Source organism: Sphingobium sp. EM0848 (assembly GCF_013375555.1).
Classification (GTDB): domain Bacteria; phylum Pseudomonadota; class Alphaproteobacteria; order Sphingomonadales; family Sphingomonadaceae; genus Sphingobium.
The window spans coordinates 2,159,538-2,177,484 of sequence record NZ_JABXWB010000001.1 but is presented as its reverse complement, the minus strand read 5'-3'; the positions used below and the strand labels follow the sequence as shown (position 1 = coordinate 2,177,484).

20 protein-coding genes and 1 tRNA gene are annotated in these 17,947 nt (G+C 60.7%); 11 read left to right on the top strand and 10 right to left on the bottom strand.

Going from position 1 to position 17,947, the window contains the following annotated elements:
• The 6 genes from trbJ to HUK73_RS10480 all read left to right on the top strand — a co-directional run bounded on the left by trbJ (position 1) and on the right by HUK73_RS10480 (position 5,276).
• Entirely contained in the window at positions 1 to 738 is a 738-nt protein-coding gene (gene trbJ / locus HUK73_RS10505) for a P-type conjugative transfer protein TrbJ (RefSeq protein WP_176591852.1), read from the top strand.
• Between the two features lie 126 nt (positions 739 to 864).
• Positions 865 to 2,160, top strand: a complete 1,296-nt coding sequence (gene trbL / locus HUK73_RS10500; protein WP_176591851.1) for a P-type conjugative transfer protein TrbL — start codon at positions 865 to 867, stop codon at positions 2,158 to 2,160.
• A 1-nt stretch (position 2,161) separates the two neighbouring features.
• The gene (trbF, locus tag HUK73_RS10495; protein ID WP_176591850.1) at positions 2,162 to 2,929 is read left to right on the top strand and encodes a conjugal transfer protein TrbF; all 768 of its coding nucleotides are present in this window, start codon (positions 2,162 to 2,164) and stop codon (positions 2,927 to 2,929) included.
• On the top strand, positions 2,926 to 3,783 hold the full coding sequence (trbG, locus tag HUK73_RS10490; RefSeq protein ID WP_176591849.1) for a P-type conjugative transfer protein TrbG: 858 nt from the start codon (positions 2,926 to 2,928) through the stop codon (positions 3,781 to 3,783). The genes trbF and trbG overlap by 4 nt, the downstream gene beginning before the upstream one ends.
• Positions 3,780 to 5,042 (top strand): TrbI/VirB10 family protein, encoded by a 1,263-nt coding sequence (locus HUK73_RS10485; protein WP_176591848.1) that lies wholly within the window; start codon positions 3,780 to 3,782, stop codon positions 5,040 to 5,042. Before trbG ends, HUK73_RS10485 begins: the two co-directional genes overlap by 4 nt.
• Before the next feature lie 9 nt (positions 5,043 to 5,051).
• On the top strand, positions 5,052 to 5,276 hold the full coding sequence (locus HUK73_RS10480; protein ID WP_176591847.1) for a DUF2274 domain-containing protein: 225 nt from the start codon (positions 5,052 to 5,054) through the stop codon (positions 5,274 to 5,276).
• A 15-nt stretch (positions 5,277 to 5,291) separates the two neighbouring features.
• Here HUK73_RS10480 and HUK73_RS10475 read toward each other — a convergent pair whose 3' ends face one another.
• Together HUK73_RS10475 and HUK73_RS10470 are read right to left on the bottom strand one after the other, a co-directional pair.
• Complete coding sequence (locus HUK73_RS10475) at positions 5,292 to 5,510, bottom strand: hypothetical protein (protein WP_176591846.1); 219 nt, start codon at positions 5,508 to 5,510, stop codon at positions 5,292 to 5,294.
• 238 nt (positions 5,511 to 5,748) lie between these two features.
• Positions 5,749 to 6,120 carry a CopG family transcriptional regulator gene (locus HUK73_RS10470; protein ID WP_176591845.1) on the bottom strand — a complete coding sequence of 124 codons (372 nt, stop codon included), beginning with the start codon at positions 6,118 to 6,120 and terminating at the stop codon, positions 5,749 to 5,751.
• A 238-nt stretch (positions 6,121 to 6,358) separates the two neighbouring features.
• On the opposite strand from HUK73_RS10470, the gene HUK73_RS10465 reads away from it, so the two are divergent.
• On the top strand, positions 6,359 to 6,604 hold the full coding sequence (locus HUK73_RS10465) for a type II toxin-antitoxin system Phd/YefM family antitoxin (protein WP_176591844.1): 246 nt from the start codon (positions 6,359 to 6,361) through the stop codon (positions 6,602 to 6,604).
• Positions 6,601 to 6,987 carry a type II toxin-antitoxin system VapC family toxin gene (locus HUK73_RS10460; protein ID WP_176591843.1) on the top strand — a complete coding sequence of 129 codons (387 nt, stop codon included), beginning with the start codon at positions 6,601 to 6,603 and terminating at the stop codon, positions 6,985 to 6,987. The genes HUK73_RS10465 and HUK73_RS10460 overlap by 4 nt, the downstream gene beginning before the upstream one ends.
• Positions 6,988 to 7,012: 25 nt before the next feature.
• Here the strand turns inward: HUK73_RS10460 and HUK73_RS10455 are convergent, their stop codons facing one another.
• The 4 genes from HUK73_RS10455 to HUK73_RS10440 all read right to left on the bottom strand — a co-directional run bounded on the left by HUK73_RS10455 (position 7,013) and on the right by HUK73_RS10440 (position 10,894).
• On the bottom strand, positions 7,013 to 7,612 hold the full coding sequence (locus HUK73_RS10455) for an NIF family HAD-type phosphatase (RefSeq protein ID WP_176591842.1): 600 nt from the start codon (positions 7,610 to 7,612) through the stop codon (positions 7,013 to 7,015).
• 261 nt (positions 7,613 to 7,873) lie between these two features.
• Positions 7,874 to 8,986: a Fic family protein gene (locus HUK73_RS10450; RefSeq protein ID WP_176591841.1), complete on the bottom strand. Its 1,113-nt coding sequence runs from the start codon at positions 8,984 to 8,986 to the stop codon at positions 7,874 to 7,876.
• 297 nt (positions 8,987 to 9,283) lie between these two features.
• Positions 9,284 to 10,321: a site-specific integrase gene (locus HUK73_RS10445; protein WP_176591840.1), complete on the bottom strand. Its 1,038-nt coding sequence runs from the start codon at positions 10,319 to 10,321 to the stop codon at positions 9,284 to 9,286.
• A gap of 498 nt (positions 10,322 to 10,819) precedes the next feature.
• A tRNA-Val gene (locus HUK73_RS10440) sits at positions 10,820 to 10,894 on the bottom strand.
• A 125-nt stretch (positions 10,895 to 11,019) separates the two neighbouring features.
• On the opposite strand from HUK73_RS10440, the gene HUK73_RS10435 reads away from it, so the two are divergent.
• Entirely contained in the window at positions 11,020 to 12,354 is a 1,335-nt protein-coding gene (locus HUK73_RS10435) for a dicarboxylate/amino acid:cation symporter (RefSeq protein ID WP_176591839.1), read from the top strand.
• 6 nt (positions 12,355 to 12,360) lie between these two features.
• Here HUK73_RS10435 and cpdR read toward each other — a convergent pair whose 3' ends face one another.
• On the bottom strand, positions 12,361 to 12,738 hold the full coding sequence (cpdR, locus tag HUK73_RS10430; protein ID WP_176591838.1) for a cell cycle two-component system response regulator CpdR: 378 nt from the start codon (positions 12,736 to 12,738) through the stop codon (positions 12,361 to 12,363).
• Positions 12,739 to 12,889: 151 nt separating this feature from the next.
• On the opposite strand from cpdR, the gene HUK73_RS10425 reads away from it, so the two are divergent.
• Positions 12,890 to 13,783, top strand: a complete 894-nt coding sequence (locus HUK73_RS10425) for an N-formylglutamate amidohydrolase (protein ID WP_176591837.1) — start codon at positions 12,890 to 12,892, stop codon at positions 13,781 to 13,783.
• A gap of 146 nt (positions 13,784 to 13,929) precedes the next feature.
• Here the strand turns inward: HUK73_RS10425 and rplL are convergent, their stop codons facing one another.
• Both rplL and rplJ read right to left on the bottom strand, forming a co-directional pair.
• Positions 13,930 to 14,307 (bottom strand): 50S ribosomal protein L7/L12, encoded by a 378-nt coding sequence (rplL, locus tag HUK73_RS10420; RefSeq protein ID WP_176591836.1) that lies wholly within the window; start codon positions 14,305 to 14,307, stop codon positions 13,930 to 13,932.
• Positions 14,308 to 14,364: 57 nt separating this feature from the next.
• Complete coding sequence (gene rplJ / locus HUK73_RS10415) at positions 14,365 to 14,880, bottom strand: 50S ribosomal protein L10 (RefSeq protein WP_176591835.1); 516 nt, start codon at positions 14,878 to 14,880, stop codon at positions 14,365 to 14,367.
• A 384-nt stretch (positions 14,881 to 15,264) separates the two neighbouring features.
• Between rplJ and HUK73_RS10410 the strand changes: the two genes are divergently transcribed.
• The gene (locus HUK73_RS10410) at positions 15,265 to 15,756 is read left to right on the top strand and encodes a hypothetical protein (RefSeq protein WP_176591834.1); all 492 of its coding nucleotides are present in this window, start codon (positions 15,265 to 15,267) and stop codon (positions 15,754 to 15,756) included.
• Between the two features lie 29 nt (positions 15,757 to 15,785).
• Here HUK73_RS10410 and HUK73_RS10405 read toward each other — a convergent pair whose 3' ends face one another.
• Positions 15,786 to 17,891 carry a bifunctional (p)ppGpp synthetase/guanosine-3',5'-bis(diphosphate) 3'-pyrophosphohydrolase gene (locus HUK73_RS10405; protein ID WP_176591833.1) on the bottom strand — a complete coding sequence of 702 codons (2,106 nt, stop codon included), beginning with the start codon at positions 17,889 to 17,891 and terminating at the stop codon, positions 15,786 to 15,788.
• Positions 17,892 to 17,947: the final 56 nt, after the last annotated feature.

Sequence of the window (17,947 nt, the reverse complement as noted above, 5' to 3'; positions counted from 1 at the left end):
ATGAAAGCGCGCATTCCCCTAAAGAAATATCTTGTCGCTTCTGCCCTTGCCCTGGGTGCTGCCGGCGCCATGGCAACGGGTCTCATCCTCCAGAGCCGGCCAGCCCATGCCATCCCCGTATTTGACAGCGCCAATTATGCACAGAACCTGCTGACCGCTGCCCGGACCCTCCAGCAGATCCAGTCGCTCCAGAATGAAGCGTCAATGCTGACCAACATGGCGAAGAATCTCGGCCGCATCAGCTTTCCTGAGCTACAGCAACTGACCGAAAAACTGCGCGCCGTCGACCAGCTCATGGCCAGCGCCCAAGGCATCGATTTTCGGATCGACACGCTCGACAGTCAGTTCAAGCACCTCTTTCCAAACAATTATGATATGGCGATGCGGAGCGATGAACGTCTGGCATCGGCACGGGAACGTTTCGACGCTGCCAAGGATGCCTATCAGCAGTCCATGCGCATCCAGTCACAGGTCGTCGGCAATGTTGCCCAGGATGCTGCCACCATCGAAACGCTGGTAGGGAAGAGCCAGGGCGCCGAGGGTGCGTTGCAGGCAGCTCAGGCGACCAACCAGTTGTTGGCATTGGCTGCCAAGCAGCAGCTCCAGATCCAGAATATGATGGCCGCGCATTTCCGTGCCCAGACGGTCGAAGAGGCGCGCCGGATCCAGGCCGAGGCTGACGCGCGCGCCGCGACCAGGCAATTTCTTGGGTCCGGCTCTGCCTATAACCGAAATTGAGATGAGGCAGCGCCGGTCCCGCCGCTCCCCCACGGCCGGACGCTGCCTCGTCGCGGAGTCTCGCTCATCAACAGCCCCTTTCGCAGCGGGGCTCCGCGACACCAAAGCCCATGAGGACCCTGTCTCATGAATGATCTCAATGTCATCGACCGATTTCTCGCGACATTCATCGCCTATATCGACAGCGGCTTCGGCCTGCTGGGCGGCGATGTGCGGTTTTTGACGGCGACACTGATCGGCATCGACATGACCCTCGCGGGGCTGTTCTGGGCAATGGGGGGCGAGCAGGATGTGATCGGGCGGTTTCTGAAGAAAATCCTCTTCGTTGGCGCCTTTGCGTTCATCATCAACAGCTTCTCCTCTCTTTCCGAAATCATCTTCCGTTCCTTTGCCGCGGCCGGGCTGACGGCGGGTGGCGGCGGCATGTCCGCCGACGATCTGCTGAAGCCCGGACGGCTGGCCGGAGCCGGTTTCGAGGCGGCGTGGCCGCTGCTCGACCAGGCATCCGATCTGATGGGGTTTACCAGCTTCTTCGACAATTTCCTGACGATCGCCATATTGCTGTTCGCCTGGGTGATCGTCATTCTCGCCTTTTTCATCCTTGCGGTGCAGATGTTCGTCACCGTGATCGAGTTCAAGCTCGTGTCGCTGGCGGGCTTCATTCTCATTCCCTTCGCGCTCTGGAACCGCACGAGTTTTCTGGCCGAACGCGTGCTGGGTCATGTCGTGAGCTCCGGCATCAAGGTCATGGTGCTGGGCGTGATTGTCGGGATCGGTTCCAGCTTCTTCGCCCAGATGGTGGGCGCCCTCAAAGGCCAGGACCCCGACATCGGCGTGGCCATGAGCCTGGTGCTTGCAGCGCTTGCCCTGTTCGGCCTGGGTATCTTTGCGCCGGCCATGGCATCAGGTCTCGCCGCCGGCGCGCCGCAATTGGGAGCTGGAGCCGCCGTCGGGAGCGTGGCTGGTGCTGCCGGGGTCGCGGCTCTCGGCGGTGCCGCAGCGATCGGTGGTGGCCGTGCGCTTGCCGGTGGGGCACTGTCCGCGATCCGGGCCGGCACCATGATGGGGTCGGCAGCGCAGGCATCCTACAAGCTAGGCCAGGAGACGTCTGGCTCTTCGGGCATGGCCGCCGGATTGGGCGGCGTCGCCAAGGCAGCCGGCCATGCCGTTCGCAACAAGGCGGCAAGCAGTTTGGGTATCGCCGCCGCCGCCGAGCGGGGGCGGGAGGCGGCCTGGTCGGCGCTGGGCACTGGCGGTGAAAAATCATCTGCGGCGCAGCGGGGCGATATACCGGACTGGGCGCAGGCGATGCAACGCCGTCAGGAGGGGCGTCATCACCGTCACCTTGCCGCGCAGACCTTGAAGGAAGGCGATCGTGGCGGCGCGTCCGTCACCCCCGACATTCACGAAAAGGACGACTGAGATGATCTTTCGACGAGCAGTCCAGCGCTATGGTCAGACTCCAGCGCCCGAAACGCCCTATCAGCGTGCGGGTCAGCTCTGGGACGAACGGATCGGGAGCGCGCGCGTGCAGGCGCGGAACTGGCGATTGATGGCTTTCGGCACATTGGCCTTGTCGAGCGCAATGGCATCGGGCCTGATCTGGCAATCGCTGCAAAGCCGCGTCGTGCCCTATGTTGTCGAGGTGGATCGACTGGGTGAGGCGAGGGCGGTGTCGCAGGCCGAGGCCGACTATCAGCCTACCGATCCGCAGATCGCATATCAGCTGGCACGGTTCATCGAGAATGTGCGTGGTGTGTCGCTCGATCCTGTCCTCATGCGCCGCAACTGGTTGCAGGCTTATGATTTTGCCAGTGAACGGGGCGCCATTTTCCTCGGGGAATATGCGCGGGTGCGGCAACCCTTCGCCCGGATCGGTGAACAGACGGCTTCGGTGCAGGTGACGAGCGTCCTGCGCGCGTCGAATAAATCCTTTCAGGTGAAATGGGCCGAGACAGAATATGAGCGGGGGAGCCAGGCGGGTTCGTCGCGCTGGACGGCCATATTGACCTTCGTCACCAAGGTTCCGCGAACTGCCGATGACCTCCGCCGCAATCCGCTCGGCATCTATGTCGATGCGATTGACTGGAGCCGGGAGATCGAGGGCGACGCCTCCCAGGCGCAACGGGCAGCGGCAGCGCCAACAGCCATTTCCAACCCATCGGCCGACAGGATGGAGGCGCAGCCATGATCCGTATATCAACCACGTCGATCACCATGCTGACCATGATTGCATCGCCCGCTATCGCCGATGGAGGAAACATGTCAGCGCACGTGCAGAATCGTGGCCCGGCGAATGTCGAGCTTGCCAATCGCAATGCCACCTTGGCGCCCAAAGCCGATGCGTTCCTCAATGCAGTGCAGGTCTATCCCTATTCGGCGGGAACGATCTACAAGCTGATCACCGCGCCCGAACGGATAACGGACATCGCGCTGGAGCAGGGGGAAATGCTCGTCTCCGTCGCAAGCGGGGATACCGTTCGCTGGGTCATAGGCGATACGTCCAGCGGAAGCGGAGCTGCGAAGCGGACCCATATATTGATCAAACCCAGCCTGGCGGGCCTGTCGACCAATCTGCTCATTACGACCGATCGCCGTGCCTATCATCTGGCGCTGGTCAGCACCGGTCGGACTGCGCTGACGGGCATTTCGTGGAGCTATCCTGAAGATGCCTTGCTGGCTCTACACCGCGCGAGCGACGCAGCCCTTGCCGCCGAACCCATCGCGGTAGGAATTCAGGTCGAACAACTGCATTTCAATTATGAGATTTCAGGCGATGCGCCGGCATGGCGTCCGCTCCGCGCTTTTGATGACGGGCGGCAGACCTATATCGAGTTTCCGGCATCGATCGTCGTTGGCGATGCGCCGCCACTCTTTCTGGTCGATGGCAAGGGTGCAGCGCAGCTCGTCAATTATCGGCTGAAGGATCACTTCTATATTGTCGACCGGATTTTTGACCAGGCTGAGCTGCGTTTTGGCACCAGGAAGCAGCAGGTCGTGCGGGTCAAACGGATGGGTGCAACTCGCCGGCGGAGGTCCTCATGAGCGGACAGGAGTCACGGGCGGAAACCCCACCAAGCGGCGAACTGCCGGAAAACGGCACTGCTCACCCACCGACGGAAGAAGTCCGACCAAAGGAAAATCCGGCAACGCTGCAGATGCGGGCTCAGCCGGTGAGAGCCCTAAGGTTTAAGCGCAATATTCTGGTGGGCGGTGTCGCCATTTTCTCCATTGGCATCGCAGCCACGATGTGGTGGGCGCTGGCGCCGCATCGACCCGTGGCTATCGGTATGTCGATAAATGATGCCGAGGTTTCGCACCTGCCATCGGATCAGTTGGCTGGATTGCCCAAAAGCTATGATGCGGTACCACAGCTGGGACCGCCATTGCCGGGTGATCTGGGACGCCCGATCCTGAAGCGGCAACGAGAAGGAGATGATTTGGCCGGTGCACGGCCAGATGACGCTGATGCACGAACTGCGGCTGCTGCACGCGAGAAAGCTGCGGCCGATCTGCAAGCCGCCCGTCAGTCTTCCTTGCTGGCCATCGCCGCGCAAAAGGGTGGAACAGCGGCCAGCACCGGAATAGCATCGGTGGCGCAGGTCACACCGATGGCCAACATGCCAGAGGGGGCAGCCCCCGATAAGGATTTCGATCCAAACGGGCAGGAGAGGAAGCAGCGGTTCATGATGTCGTCTCAGGGGGAGGGCGACATCAATTTGCACAGCCGGGAGCCGCCCGTGGCACCGAATATATTGTCAGCAGGCAGCGTGATCGCGGCAAGCCTGATCACAGGTCTGCGATCGGACCTCCCCGGCCTAGTAACCGCCCAGGTCTCGGAACGTGTTTACGACAGCCCAAGCGGTCGCACCTTGCTCGTTCCGCAGGGAGCACGACTGATCGGCCGATACGACAGCGCCATCAGCTATGGGCAGAACCGCGCCCTGGTCATCTGGCAGCGCATCATCATGCCCGACGGCAGTTCGATCCGGCTGGATAATGCGCCGGCGACCGACACATCGGGCTATGCGGGGCTGGCGGACAAGGTCGATCATCATAGTCTGCGATTGCTGCAGGGCGTGGCGATCTCGACCTTGCTGGGTGTTGGCGCCAATCTCTCCATTGCCGGGCAGAGCGATCTGGTGCGGGCTGTCCGCGAGGCGGCCCAGCAGAATGTGTCCCGGGCTGGCGATCAGATCACCTCGCACAATCTTCAGGTGCAGCCGACGATCATCATTCGTCCGGGAACGCCGGTACGATTGCTTGTTCATCGCGATCTCGTCCTTCCGCCATGGAAAGAATAGGAGTGGAACATGACTGATCTGAAATTGCCGCGTATCCCAGATCGAACGCCGGTGAAGATAACGATTACCGTTCTTCCTAATCTCCACCAAGCGCTCCTCGACTATGCTACGCTATACAGCCAGACTTATGGGAAGCAGGAACCGGTCACTGAACTTGTACCAGCGATGCTGGAGGCATTTCTCGACGGAGATCGCATGTTCGCCAAACGTAGAAATGGGCTCAAGTCCAGCTGAAGCGCATAATTTCTGCTACGTATTTTCGGGCGGGGTGACAGCTGTGTCGAGATGAACGCCTTTGCAAAGGGAGGCCAGCATTTTTGCTGTCTCCGGCTCACGGCGATCCAGCGCTGCGCCTGCGGCGTCCTTGATGGCGCTCATAATGCCCCTGACCTGCCGCGCATTGATCGCTTCCGTATTATATAGGGCACGGATGATGGCACGGATCGCAAGCTCGGTTCCGGTATCCATGTTCCACCTCCATCGAGTCCGGCTGCCCATCATATCATCAACCAGCAATTTTCGCCCACTTTTGGGCATGATATAATTAGCGGACGTTAAGCGCCGCCAATGTCACCGCCTCGACGAGGTTTTAAAGTTGGCCGACCATCACCGCGAAGAACTCAAGGAAGCGCTGCCGCGTGGCATCGTCGGCCGCCGCGACCAGCGCGGGCAGCGCCAGGCTGGGAGGGTCTGGGTAGGGGGCAATTCATCGCGCCATCTTCTCCCACCGGACTGGCTCTGGAAGGGGCTGCGCCAGTTTCCGACGCAGCTCGGCGAACACCTCGTCGGCGGGGCGGGCCGATTCCAGTTCGGCTGCCGATGAGTCCAGCATCCGGCTTAGCAGCTCGTCGCGAAGATCGCGGTGTGGCTCCAGTTCACTATAGGTTCGCACGATCGCGAATACCGCTTCGGAAGGATCGGCAAATATGCCGCGCTCGATGCGCTCAAGTATCCAGTCGGCCAGCGCTGGGGGTAGATACGCCTCGAAGCGCAGACCGCTCGTGCGGGCTTGGTCGCGCAGGGCCTCGGCCTGGGCACGCTCGGCGGGGTTGTCATCGGGCAGCTTGTCGTCGGTCATGGGGCACCCTCTTTCGCGGTAACTCTCGGAGCCGTTTAAACGGCTCCAACGAATCTCCGATAATGTGTGATAAAGGACATTATCACACATATAAGGGTCGTGCGGGCGCATGGGAAAACCTTACCCGATTGGCGAGCGGGGCTAGAAACTATGATGAAGCGACTTGTTCAGGGCCATTGCGCCTCAGAAGGACAAAGGTTAGACTAAGTCTAGCAAACTAAGTTTGAGAAGTGCATTTATGGATACGGTCAACATCCACGAAGCCAAGACCCATTTGTCCCGGTTGATCGATCGGGTCGCCAGCAGTGGCGGCTTCATCATTGCCAAGGCTGGCAAGCCAGTGGCCAAGATCGTGCCGCTCAGCGCTCCCGATAGCGACAAGGCGAAAAGGCTCGGCTTCATGGCGGGCCAGTTGCGCGTGCCCGCTGACTTCGACCGCATGGGCGAACAGGAGATAGAGGCGCTGTTTGGCGGACAGTCGTGAAGCTGTTGCTGGATACGCATTTGTTGATCTGGGCCGCGGGATTTCCGGAGCGCTTGTCGGTGGAAGCGCGCGAACTGATCGAGGACAAGAACAACGACCTTTTCTTCAGCGCGGCCAGCTTGTGGGAGGTCGCGATCAAGAGCGCATTGGGGCGGGAGGATTTCGCTGTCGATGCGCGGTTGTTGCGGCGCGGGCTACTGGACAATGGCTATGGCGAACTGTCTGTGGCTAGCGAACATGCTGTCGCGATCGACGGGCTGCCGCCCATTCACAAGGATCCCTTTGACCGGCTGCTGATCGCTCAGTCGATGGTCGAAGGGATCGTCTTGCTCACTGCGGACAGCCTTGTCGGTCAATATCCGGGTCCGATCCGCAAGATCTAACTGGCTGGGCACCAACCCAGCTTTCTTAATCCTCAGAGGCGGCCATCAACTCGCGCCAGCGCCGCTTTTCAATCCGACGCATGTCTGGTTCGTCTTTGAGAGACGAGAGATAGGCCGCTAACGACAAGAGTTCAGCATCGGCCTCGTCGCCCTCGAAGGGAAGCGGATAGATCGCATTCCCATAGTTCCTGACGCATTTCTCTGGTGTATCGTCGACGATCAGCATCCGCTCCAGACGCCATCCCATCCGCTTTACCTTCTTGAGTGGTTTCAGATAACGGCGGTGGTCCCAGGGATCATAGGTGTAGCCATATTCATCGCGGACGAGCCGCATCAACGTCGCACGGCTCCGTCCCCATACGAAACGCAGAGGACAGTCGGCGCTGAAAATATGGCCGACGACGGCGGCGACATAGTCGTCAGAGGCGGACGACCAGACAGCGAGGTCGAAATCCGCCCGAACCCTTCTGAGGAAATCGGCGAGATATGGCCGTCGATAGACATGGTAGCCGAAGATTTGGAAGTCCGCCGTCCGATTCAGCTCTTCCTCCCGTGCATGGATCAGTGTTTCATCCAGATCAAGGATGAGCAAGGGCCTGTCGATGTCGGGCGCTTTCCTATCCATCGAAGTTGCGTAGCCGATTGCGGTTTAAGAATATAGACTTGACGCTCTATCGGGTAGGCCGGATGGAGAGCGAGGCTGCGCAATGCGCGCCGTCGGCCTATCTCTCGACGGTCGGATGACAGGCTGTCGGCATCACCGCAAGGCGGCCGCGACCAGATCCGTGATCGATAGCCATACTTCTATAAATCACACATCACGCAAGTCATGATCTATAGAAATCCCTGTATCGCTACCTCTTCTGCTTAATTTCGCTCGAACGGGTCATGCGGCGATTTCGACTAGCGAATAACTTGTACTGCGTCCGCCAGCTTCGTCCTTCCGCAGGATGTCGCGCGCAACCAGATCATTGATGTCGCGTGAGGCAGTATCCTGTGAAGTCTTCATGATGACCGCCCATTTGGAGGAGGTGAGCTTTCCTTCGAAGCCATCGAGCAAGCGATTGAGCATCGCCTGCTGGCGGTGGTTCAGCTTTTCGCCGGCAAGCGCTTCCCAGAAGCGCGCCTTCCTGATGACGTTCTCCAAGACGACTTCCGCGCCGTCGAAAGCATGGTCGAGGCAAGCCAGGAACCAGCGCAGCCAGCCGGTGATGTCCATGTCGCCCTTCTGAGTCTTTTCCAGGATATCGTAATAGGCTTTGCGCTCAGTCCTGATTTGGGCCGACATGCTGTAAAAGCGTTGCGGACTGTTTTCCGACCGCGCCAGCGCCATGTCGGCAATGGCACGTGCAATGCGGCCGTTGCCGTCGTCGAACGGGTGGATGGTGACGAACCACAAATGCGCGATCGCGGCCTTCAACACGGGATCGATCGCCGGTCCATTCTCAATCCACTCGAGGAAGACGGCCATCTCGCCGTCGAGCCGGTCGAAGGTCGGCGCTTCGTAATGCACTTTTTCCCTACCGAAGGGACCGGAGATGACCTGCATCGGACCTGATTCCTCGATGCGCCAAGTACCGACAACAATGCGGCTCATACCGCTGCGTCCAGTAGGGAACAGCGCAGCATGCCAGCCAAATAGGCGTTCAGCTGTCAGCGGCGCCGCGTAGTTCTGCGTGGCGTCGAGCATCATCTCAACAACGCCTTCGACGTGCCGGTCAGGTGTCTTGAGGCCAGCGGCATCCATACCGAGCCGCCGGGCGAGCGACGAGCGAACCTGCTCGCGGTCGAGCGTCTCACCCTCGATGTCGCTCGACTTGGTGACTTCCTCGGTGAGCGTTTCTAACACCGCTTCAGCCCGCAGATGCAGCCCGAGCGCTTCCATCCGACCAATCAGCCGTCCCTGGTGACGGCTGACGGCGGCGAGCTGATCGACAAGCTCATCTTGTATCCAGTGGAACTGGGGCCAGCCGTCCCGTTGGTAAATGTATGTCGCCATATTCTCCGCACCTAATGCGGATAATATGACATGCTTTTTCCGCACGTGAAAGATTTTATCTCCGCATTTTGCGCGGAGATAAAGAATGCCAATCTCCGCAGGATGGGGCTTTCATCAGGCTGCTCAGCAATCATCTGGCCGCTCTTGGTATCAAAGCAATTGGCTCTATCTCTTGGCCTCAAGGCTTGGGAGGTGTCCTTTTGGCCGATCATTTGGCCGATGTTTTGGCCGGTTTCAGGAAAAATATGTGGAGCCGGTCTTCGTTGCCTGCTCCACATTGCACGCCAGACCGCCGCTTCAGTCCAGCTTGTTGATTGCCGCTCGCATATGATCCACGCTGACGCTGGAATAGCGCTGGACCATGCGTAGCGATTTCCAGCCGCCCATGTTCATGATGGTGATGAGGTCGATCCCCGCCATCACGCAGTGCGACGCCCAATGATGGCGCCAGTCATGCACAGTGAAATCCTCTATTCCCGCGCGCTGGCAGGCGGTGGCGTGCTGGTTCTTGATCGGATTGCCGCCGGGGATCTTGGCCTGGCGCGTATCCTGATAAGGTTGGCCGAACCGGTTGAGGAAGACATGCCCCTTTGTCGGCTGCCCCCGCTTCTCCCAGATCGGACGTAGCACGTCCATGACGCGAGGGTGCATCGGCACGGATCGGATGACGGCATTCTTGCTGTGGTTGAGCCGGATCGACGCTTCGTGCATGTCGACGCCCTCGACGCCCCAGGGGATTTGCAGTGCCGTTTGGATGCGCGGGCCGTGGAAAGCAAGCATGGTGATGATCGGCTGTATGTGAGGCGCATAGGCGGCCATCAGCCGGTCGCGATCTTCCTTGCTGAGAAAGCGCACCCGTTCATTGTTGAACGGAATGGCCTTGATCCGCAGGGGCGGAAGGTCATGCAGGTCGTGATGGACGTTGATCGCCGCCTGAAACACGGCGCGGTAGCGGTCCTGACCAGCCGGGTCATGGCCGGTTAGATAGGCGCGGCGGAAGTGTTCCCAGGCCTGTTTCGGCTCGCGCAGGCTGAAGTCTCCGATCAGACCGTTGAGCTTGCCAATGCGCAGGACGTCCGACGCGCCAGGCGTCCTCGCCTTTGTCAGGTAGGTGTCAAAAGCCTGAGCGATGGTTCCTTGAGCAACAAGGGCTGCCGGACCGAACATCAGTTGGTGTCGCAGCTTCGTTTCATGTTCAGCCATCAGATGGGCTGCCGCATCACGGTCGTTCGTGCCTGTGCTGAACTCCTTGACGATGATCTTCTTTTCGCCGAGTCCGACCGAGCCTCGAATGTAATAGATGCCGTGCTTCCCACGGGTACGGATGGAGAGCATCTTGGTTTCCTTAGCGTTTGATCGCGCGCCTATGCCGAGCGGATTTGCTCGGCATGCGTGACGAGAGCGCGACCTGTTTCTTGAAGGCCTGGCGCGTTGTGCGCCTAGGGTTCCGTTGGAGAGGACGGGGGTGTCCGTGAGGGTGCGGTGGTGCCCGAGCCTGGATTGAGCGACAGGCGTTCCGCTTCGCGCCAGCGCATGGCCTGCCAGTGAGAGTGCTTGGCAGGCTGAGCGTCGACCGCTTCTGAAAGGCTGTCCCGCTGGCCCTGTTCGGCATCGGCGAAGGGCGATGATTCGCCTTCGCCGGAAGTGGTTTCAGCAGCGTGTGCGACTCGGGAATTGGCTGCGACGGCCCGGCATTTGCATGCCCAGAATTTGCCAAATGAGGGGGGTGATTTGCCCAAAATTTGCCGAAAATGCCGGTGGTCGGGCTCGACCAGCGGTCTGCCCCAGGCAAACAAAAACCCCGCAAAACCGTTGGTTTTACGGGGTTTTCGATGGTGGGCGTGGCAAGGATTGAACTTGCGACCCCTGCGATGTCAACACAGTGCTCTACCACTGAGCTACACGCCCACTGTGGAGGCGGCCAATAGCGGGGGGCGGCAGGGAGCGCAAGCGGGAAATTCACCTTTTTGCTATTCTTCTGGACAGGCGGCTGTCAGCCCATATGCTGCGGTGCGAGAAGGGGGCCGGATACCATGCTGCCATCGACAATGCCGTCCGATCAAACCTCTGCGCGGCTGCCGATCTGGCGCCAGCTTTATGTTCAGGTGTTGATCGCCATCGCCCTGGGTGTGGCGATCGGCCATTTTTTCCCCGAAACCGGCGTGGCGTTGCAGCCGCTGGGCGAAGCCTTCATCAAGCTGGTGAAGATGATCATCGCGCCGGTCATCTTCCTGACCATCGTCACCGGCGTGGCGGGGATGAAGGAACTGGGCGCGATCGGCCGCGTCGCGGCAAAGGCCTTTGCCTATTTCCTCACCTTCTCGACTCTGGCGCTGGTCGTGGGCCTGATCGTCGCCAATGTTGTGCATCCCGGCGCGGGGCTGAACATCGATCCCGCGACGCTGGATGCTGGCAAGGTCGCCCAATATCAGCAGCAGGCGCATGATCGCACCCTGACGGGTTTCCTGATGGACATCATCCCCGGCACGCTGATCTCCGCCGTGGCGGATGGGCATAATATCCTGCAGGTGCTGTTCGTCGCGATCCTGTTCGGCATATCGCTGACCATGATCGGGGAAAGGGCGGAGCCGCTGATAACGGTGCTCGAATCCGCCAGCCATGCCATTTTCAAACTGGTGTCGCTGCTGATGAAGGTCGCGCCGTTGGGGGCCTTCGGCGCCATGGCCTTCACCATCGGCAAATATGGTCTGGGGACGCTGGCCAATCTGGTCGGGCTGGTCGCGACCTTCTATCTGACGTCGTTGCTGTTCGTGCTGGGGGTGCTGGGCATTGTGGCCTGGGCGGTGGGGTTCAACATCCTGCATCTGATCCGCTATCTGAAGGCGGAGTTGCTTCTGGTTCTCGGCACCTCTTCCTCCGAGGCCGCCTTGCCGAGCCTGATCGAGAAGATGGAGCGGGCCGGATGCCGCAAGTCGGTGGTCGGGCTGGTGGTGCCGACCGGCTACAGCTTCAACCTGGACGGCACCAATATCTACATGACGCTGGCCGCCCTGTTCATCGCGCAGGCGACCAATGTGCATCTGAGCCTGGAGGAGCAGTTGCTGCTGCTGCTGGTCGCCATGCTGTCGAGCAAGGGGGCGGCGGGCGTGACGGGGGCGGGCTTCATCACGCTGGCGGCGACGCTGTCCATCGTGCCGTCGGTGCCCGTGGCGGGCATGACGCTGATCCTGGGCGTCGATCGTTTCATGAGCGAATGCCGCAGCCTCACCAATTTCGTCGGCAATGCGGTGGCGACGGTCGTGGTGTCGGTCTGGGAAAAGGGACTGGACCGCGAGCGTTTCGCGGCCGCCATGGCGGGCAAGCCGTTGCCGCTCTTGCCGGATATGGAAGAAGTCGCGGCTGGTTAGAGCCGTTTAGTTGAGGCCGGTCAGGCTTTCGCTGCCGAACATCCGTTCGACCTCCAGCACCAGTTCGCGCAGGTGGAAGGGCTTGGACAGGACCTTCGCCTGCGGCACCGCCTTGCCGGCTTTCAGCGTGACGGCGGCAAAGCCGGTGATGAACATGATGCGCATGTCGGGCGCTACGGCGGCGGCATGCTGGGCCAGTTCGATGCCGTCCATTTCGGGCATGACGATGTCGGTCAGCAGCAGGTCGAACCGGTCGCTCGCGATATGCGGCAGCGCTTCCGCTCCGGTGGCGACAGAGATGACCTCATAGCCGGACCGTTCCAGAGCGCGGGCCAGATAAGCGCGCATGCTGTCATCATCTTCGGCTAGCAATATTCGAACCATCGCCCCGTTTTTCTCGCCCCTGGCCCGTTACGGCCGACCCCATGATTGCCGCCCTTCGCGGATGGCATGTAGGCTCCTTATATGCGACAAGGTGTAAATATTATCCAGCCGAGTAACCATTTTTGGGCGGCCGCGTGCGAAAGGGCATGGTTTGAATCACAGGGCGCCATCCGTTCCGGTCGAATCCTGCGCCGCTTATGATCTTTTCGGGCCGGAAACGCCGATCAGCCCGGTCGTCATTTCGGTTCCCCATGCCGGCCGCGATTATGACGAGTCCCTGCTGGCACAGGCACGGGTCCGGCCCGACATGCTTTGGCGGCTGGAGGATCGCTGGGCGGATCTGCTGGCCCACAGGTTGATCGAACGCGGCCATCGCGTGTTGGTCGCGCGGGCGCCGCGGGCGATGATCGACCTCAATCGTCATGAGCGGGAAGTCGATCCCGGCATGGTGATGGGACTTCCGCGCGACGTGGCCCTGCATAGCAGCGCGAAACTGCGCGGCGGATTGGGCCTGATCCCCCGGCGCTTGCCGGGCGCGCATGAATTGTGGTTGCGTCCGCTGGCCTGGGCGGAAGTGCAACGGCGAATCGAGGCGGTTCACCGGCCCTATCACGCTGCGCTGGCGCGGATGATGCGGGCAGCGCGAGATTCGCATGGCCATGCGATCCTGATCGATCTTCATTCCATGCCGCCCTTGCCGCCGCCGGCTGCGGGGCAGGACCCGCCGGGACTGGTGCTGGGTGATCGCTTCGGGCGCAGCGCATCGGCCCGGCTGATGACGCTGGCGGCGGATGTGGCCGCGCTTCATGGCGTGGTCGCAGCCCAGAACCATCCCTATGCCGGAGGGCATATGATCGAGCGCCATGGTCGTCCGGATGAGGACCTTTATGCCATGCAGTTGGAGTTCGACCGCAGCCTCTACCTCGATGCCGCGCTGGAGCAGCCGGGGGAGGGGTTGGACCGGATGCAGGGGGTTGTGGCGGCGATCGTCGATGCGCTGGGGCAGGAATTGCCGCGCTCGGGTTATGCGCTGGCGGCGGAATAGGACAAACGCCTTCCCCAGAGCCGTCAGCTTCGCGGCGGCTATCCAATATTTCCAAAGAAAAAGGGCGGTACCCGAAGGTGCCGCCCTGATTTCTTCCGGTCGAAACCGGGAAGCTAGGCCCCGCTTGCGCGAGGCCCGACCCGAACTTACTTGAGTTCGACGGTCGCGCCGGCTTCTTCCAGCTGCTTCTTGATCTTCTCGGCTTCGTCCTTGCTGGCGCCTTCCTTGACGGCCTTCGGCGCGCCTTCGACGAGCGCCTTGGCTTCGGTCAGGCCCAGGCCGGTGATGGCGCGGACTTCCTTGATGACGTTGATCTTCTTGCCGCCGTCGCCGGTCAGGATCACGTCGAATTCGGTCTGCTCTTCAGCAGCGGCAGCAGCCGGGGCGCCAGCGGCGGGGCCAGCAACAGCGACAGCAGCAGCGGCCGAAACGCCCCACTTTTCTTCCAGAGCCTTCGACAGCTCAGCGGCTTCGAGGACGGTCAGGGCCGACAGCTGGTCGACCAGAGCATTGATATCTGCCATGTTAAATCATTCCCTAAAAATTGAGTTGAAAACGTACTTTCGGAAAAAACGCAGCCCTTAGGCCGCGTTCTTTTCCGCATAGGCGTTGAAGACCCGCGCGAGCTGGGCAGCCGGTGCCTGGGTGACGGTTGCGAGCTTGGTCGCGGGTGCAACGAGCAGCCCAACGATCTTCGCACGCAGTTCATCCAGCGACGGCATCGAGGCGAGCGCCTTGACGCCCTCCGCGTTCAGCATCACATCGCCCATCGCGCCGCCAACGATCTCAAGCTTGTCGTTGGTCTTGGCGAATTCGACTGCAACCTTGGCGGCGGCAACCGGATCGGCCGAGGAGGCGAGGCCAACCGGGCCGGTCAGCAGGTCGCTGATGCCGGTGTAGCTGGTGCCTTCAAGGGCGATCTTGGCGAGGCGGTTCTTCGTAACCTTGTAGGTGCCACCGGCTTCGCGCATCTTCTGACGCAATTGGGTCGACTGGGCGACCGTCATGCCGAGGTTGCGGGTCACGACGACCACACCGACCTCTGCCAGATGTGCGTTCAGCGCGGAAACGACCTCAGCTTTCTGATTACGATCCATGCCATTCTCCACTTCATGTCCGCCCGGAAAATCCGAACGAACGGCAAAAACCCGCGACGAATCGCGGGGCATTGAGTCCGAAGGGGAGAGATCGACTGGCCCGTATCCTCATGGGAACAGGCAGACCCGGACAGGCCAAAGCCCCGCCGGTAAAGAACTTTTCCCCGTCTAGGCTGGAAATTAAGAAGGGCCAATTCCCTTCACCAACTGTCTCGGACGGAAGACCCCCGAAGGGGTCTGCTGCCGGCCCCTTACAGAGATGGGGACGGGCTGTCACGTTGAATCTTTGTACTCATGGAAGTGCATTGGTATTGGGAACAGGTTTAGGCCTTGTCAGTCACCCATGAGGGTTGCATCGATGTGCGAACTTTAACGGGGAATAACATGAAGCTATGGCATTTGCGTATCGTTATTGCGGCATCGGCGGCATTTGTTCCGGCGCTCTCACTGGATGCCGCACAGGCTGGCTTGTATCAGGACGATCTTAGTCGTTGTCTCGTTGCGGCGGCGAGGCCGGAGGATCGAACCGTTTTTGTGCGTTGGGTATTCGCGGCCATGGCAACCAATCCGAAGATTCAGGACATGGCGCGTGTTTCAGCGGAACAATCGAAAGATTTGACCGGCAACGCGGCAAGGCTGATGCAAAGGCTGCTATTGGAAGACTGCCGAAAGCAAACGGTTGACGCACTCAAATATGAAAATGGGGGCGCTATCGAACAGGCGTTCAGTACCCTTGGACAGATAGCCATGTCAGACCTGATGCGGGATGAGGGCACCAGCGCTTATATGGCAGGCTTGTCAGAACATCTTGATGAGAAAAGATGGAGAGATTTGGCATCGGAAGCAGGTGTCAAGGCGCCTCCCAAAACGCCCTGAGGACATGTGAAGGGCGTGGAGGGCGCGCCTCATACCCGATCCGCCTGCACCACCGTGTCCAGCCCGCGCAGGGCGGAGAGGATGCGGTTCAGGTGCTGGGCGTCGGCCACTTCCAGGTCGATGATGTCGGTGTGGAAGGGGCCTTCGCGGTTCACCAGTTGCAGGTTGAGGATGTTCGCCTTGGTCGCGCCGAAGACATTGGTGACGGCGGCCAGAGCGCCTGGCTGATTCTTGACGATGACCTGAAGCCGCGCGGTGCCCCCCTTGGACTTGCTGTCCCAGCTCAAATCCACCCAGTCGTCATCTTGGCCCGCCTCCAGCGAGCGGCAGTCGATGGTGTGGACCTCGATCGGCTCGCCGGTGCGGCGGACGCCGACGATGCGGTCGCCGGGGACGGGGTGGCAGCAATCGCCCAGATTATAGGCAATGCCCGGCGTCAGGCCACGGATCGACACCGGGGCGTGCTGGCGCGGGTGGGCTTCCTCCATTCCTTCGGCGCTGGTGGAGCCGGGGATCAGCGCCTCCATCACTTCCGAATCGAGCAGCCGGTGGGTGGCGATGGCGACCATCAGCGAACCGCGATCGTCCAGCTTCAGGCGCTTGAGTGCTGCCTTCAGCGCCTTGTCGCCTAGTTCGCTCGCCAGTTCAGGCGAGAAGCGGCCAATGATTTCCTCATAGAGCTTTTCGCCCAGCGCCACTTCCTCGCCGCGCTGCTTCTGGCGGATATAGCGGCGGATGGCGGCGCGGGCCTTGCCGGTGATGGCGAAGGTCAGCCAGCCGGGCTGCGGCTCCTGCCCTTCCGACTTCAGGATTTCGACCTGATCGCCATTTTCGAGCGTGGTGCGCAGCGGCACGACTCGGCCGTTGACCTTGGCGCCGACCGTCTGGTTGCCGAGCGAGGTGTGCACCGCATAGGCGAAGTCGACCGGCGTCGACCCCTTGGGCAACTGGTGCAGCTCGCCCTTGGGAGAGAAGGCGAAGATGCGGTCCTGATACATCGCCATGCGGGTATGTTCGAGCAGCTCATCCGCGTCCTGGCTTTGTTCCAGGATTTCGACCAGATCGCGCAGCCACGCCGCCTGATGGTCGCCGGCGTCGCCCTTCTGCTTATAGGCCCAGTGCGCCGCGAGGCCGAGTTCGGCGTCATGATGCATGTCGCGGCTGCGGATCTGCACCTCGATCCGGGCATTGTCCTGATGGATGACGGTGGTGTGCAGCGATCGGTAGCCGTTGCGCTTGGGCGTGGAGATATAGTCCTTGAAGCGGCCCGGCACCATTTTATAGGTCTGGTGGATGACGCCCAGCGCGCGGTAGCAATCCTCCGTCGTTTCGGTGATCACGCGGAAGGCCATGACGTCGGTCAGCTGTTCGAAGCTGATATGGCGCTCCTGCATTTTCTTCCAGATGGAGTAAGGATGCTTTTCGCGGCCCGACACCGTGACCGACAGCCCCTTGCCGCCCAGCAGCAGTTGCAGTTCCGCGCCGATCCGGTCGACCTTGTCATGGCCGCCTTCCTTCAGCTGCTCCAGCCGCTTGGTGATGCTGTCATAGGCTTCCGGCTCCAGCTCGCGGAAGGCCAGCAGCTGCATCTCGCGCATGAAGTCGTACATGCCGATCCGCTCGGCCAGCGGGGCATAGATGTCCATCGTCTCGCGGGCGATGCGGCGGCGCTTCTGCTCATTCTTGATGAAGTGCAGCGTGCGCATATTGTGCAGCCGGTCGGCCAGCTTCACCAGCAGCACCCGGATATCGTCCGACATGGCGAGCAGGAATTTGCGCAGATTCTCCGCCGCCCGCTCATTTTCGGACATGGCCTCGATCTTCGACAGCTTGGTGACGCCGTCGACCATCCTGGCGACATCCTTGCCGAAGGCGTGCTCAATCTCCTCATAGGTGACGAGCGTATCTTCTATCGTATCGTGCAGCAGCGCGGTCACGATGGTCTGGTCGTCCAGATTGAAATCGGTCAAAATACCGGCGACTTCAATCGGATGGCTGAAATAGGGGTCGCCGCTGGCGCGCTTCTGGCTGCCATGCTTCTGGACCGAAAACACATAGGCGCGGTTGATCATCGCTTCGTCCGCATCCGGATCGTAGCGCTTTACCCGTTCAACAAGTTCGTACTGGCGTAACATCGTTTGTCGATTGTCCGCGATGCCCCTTGCTGTGCAACAAAAAAATCCCATTTAAA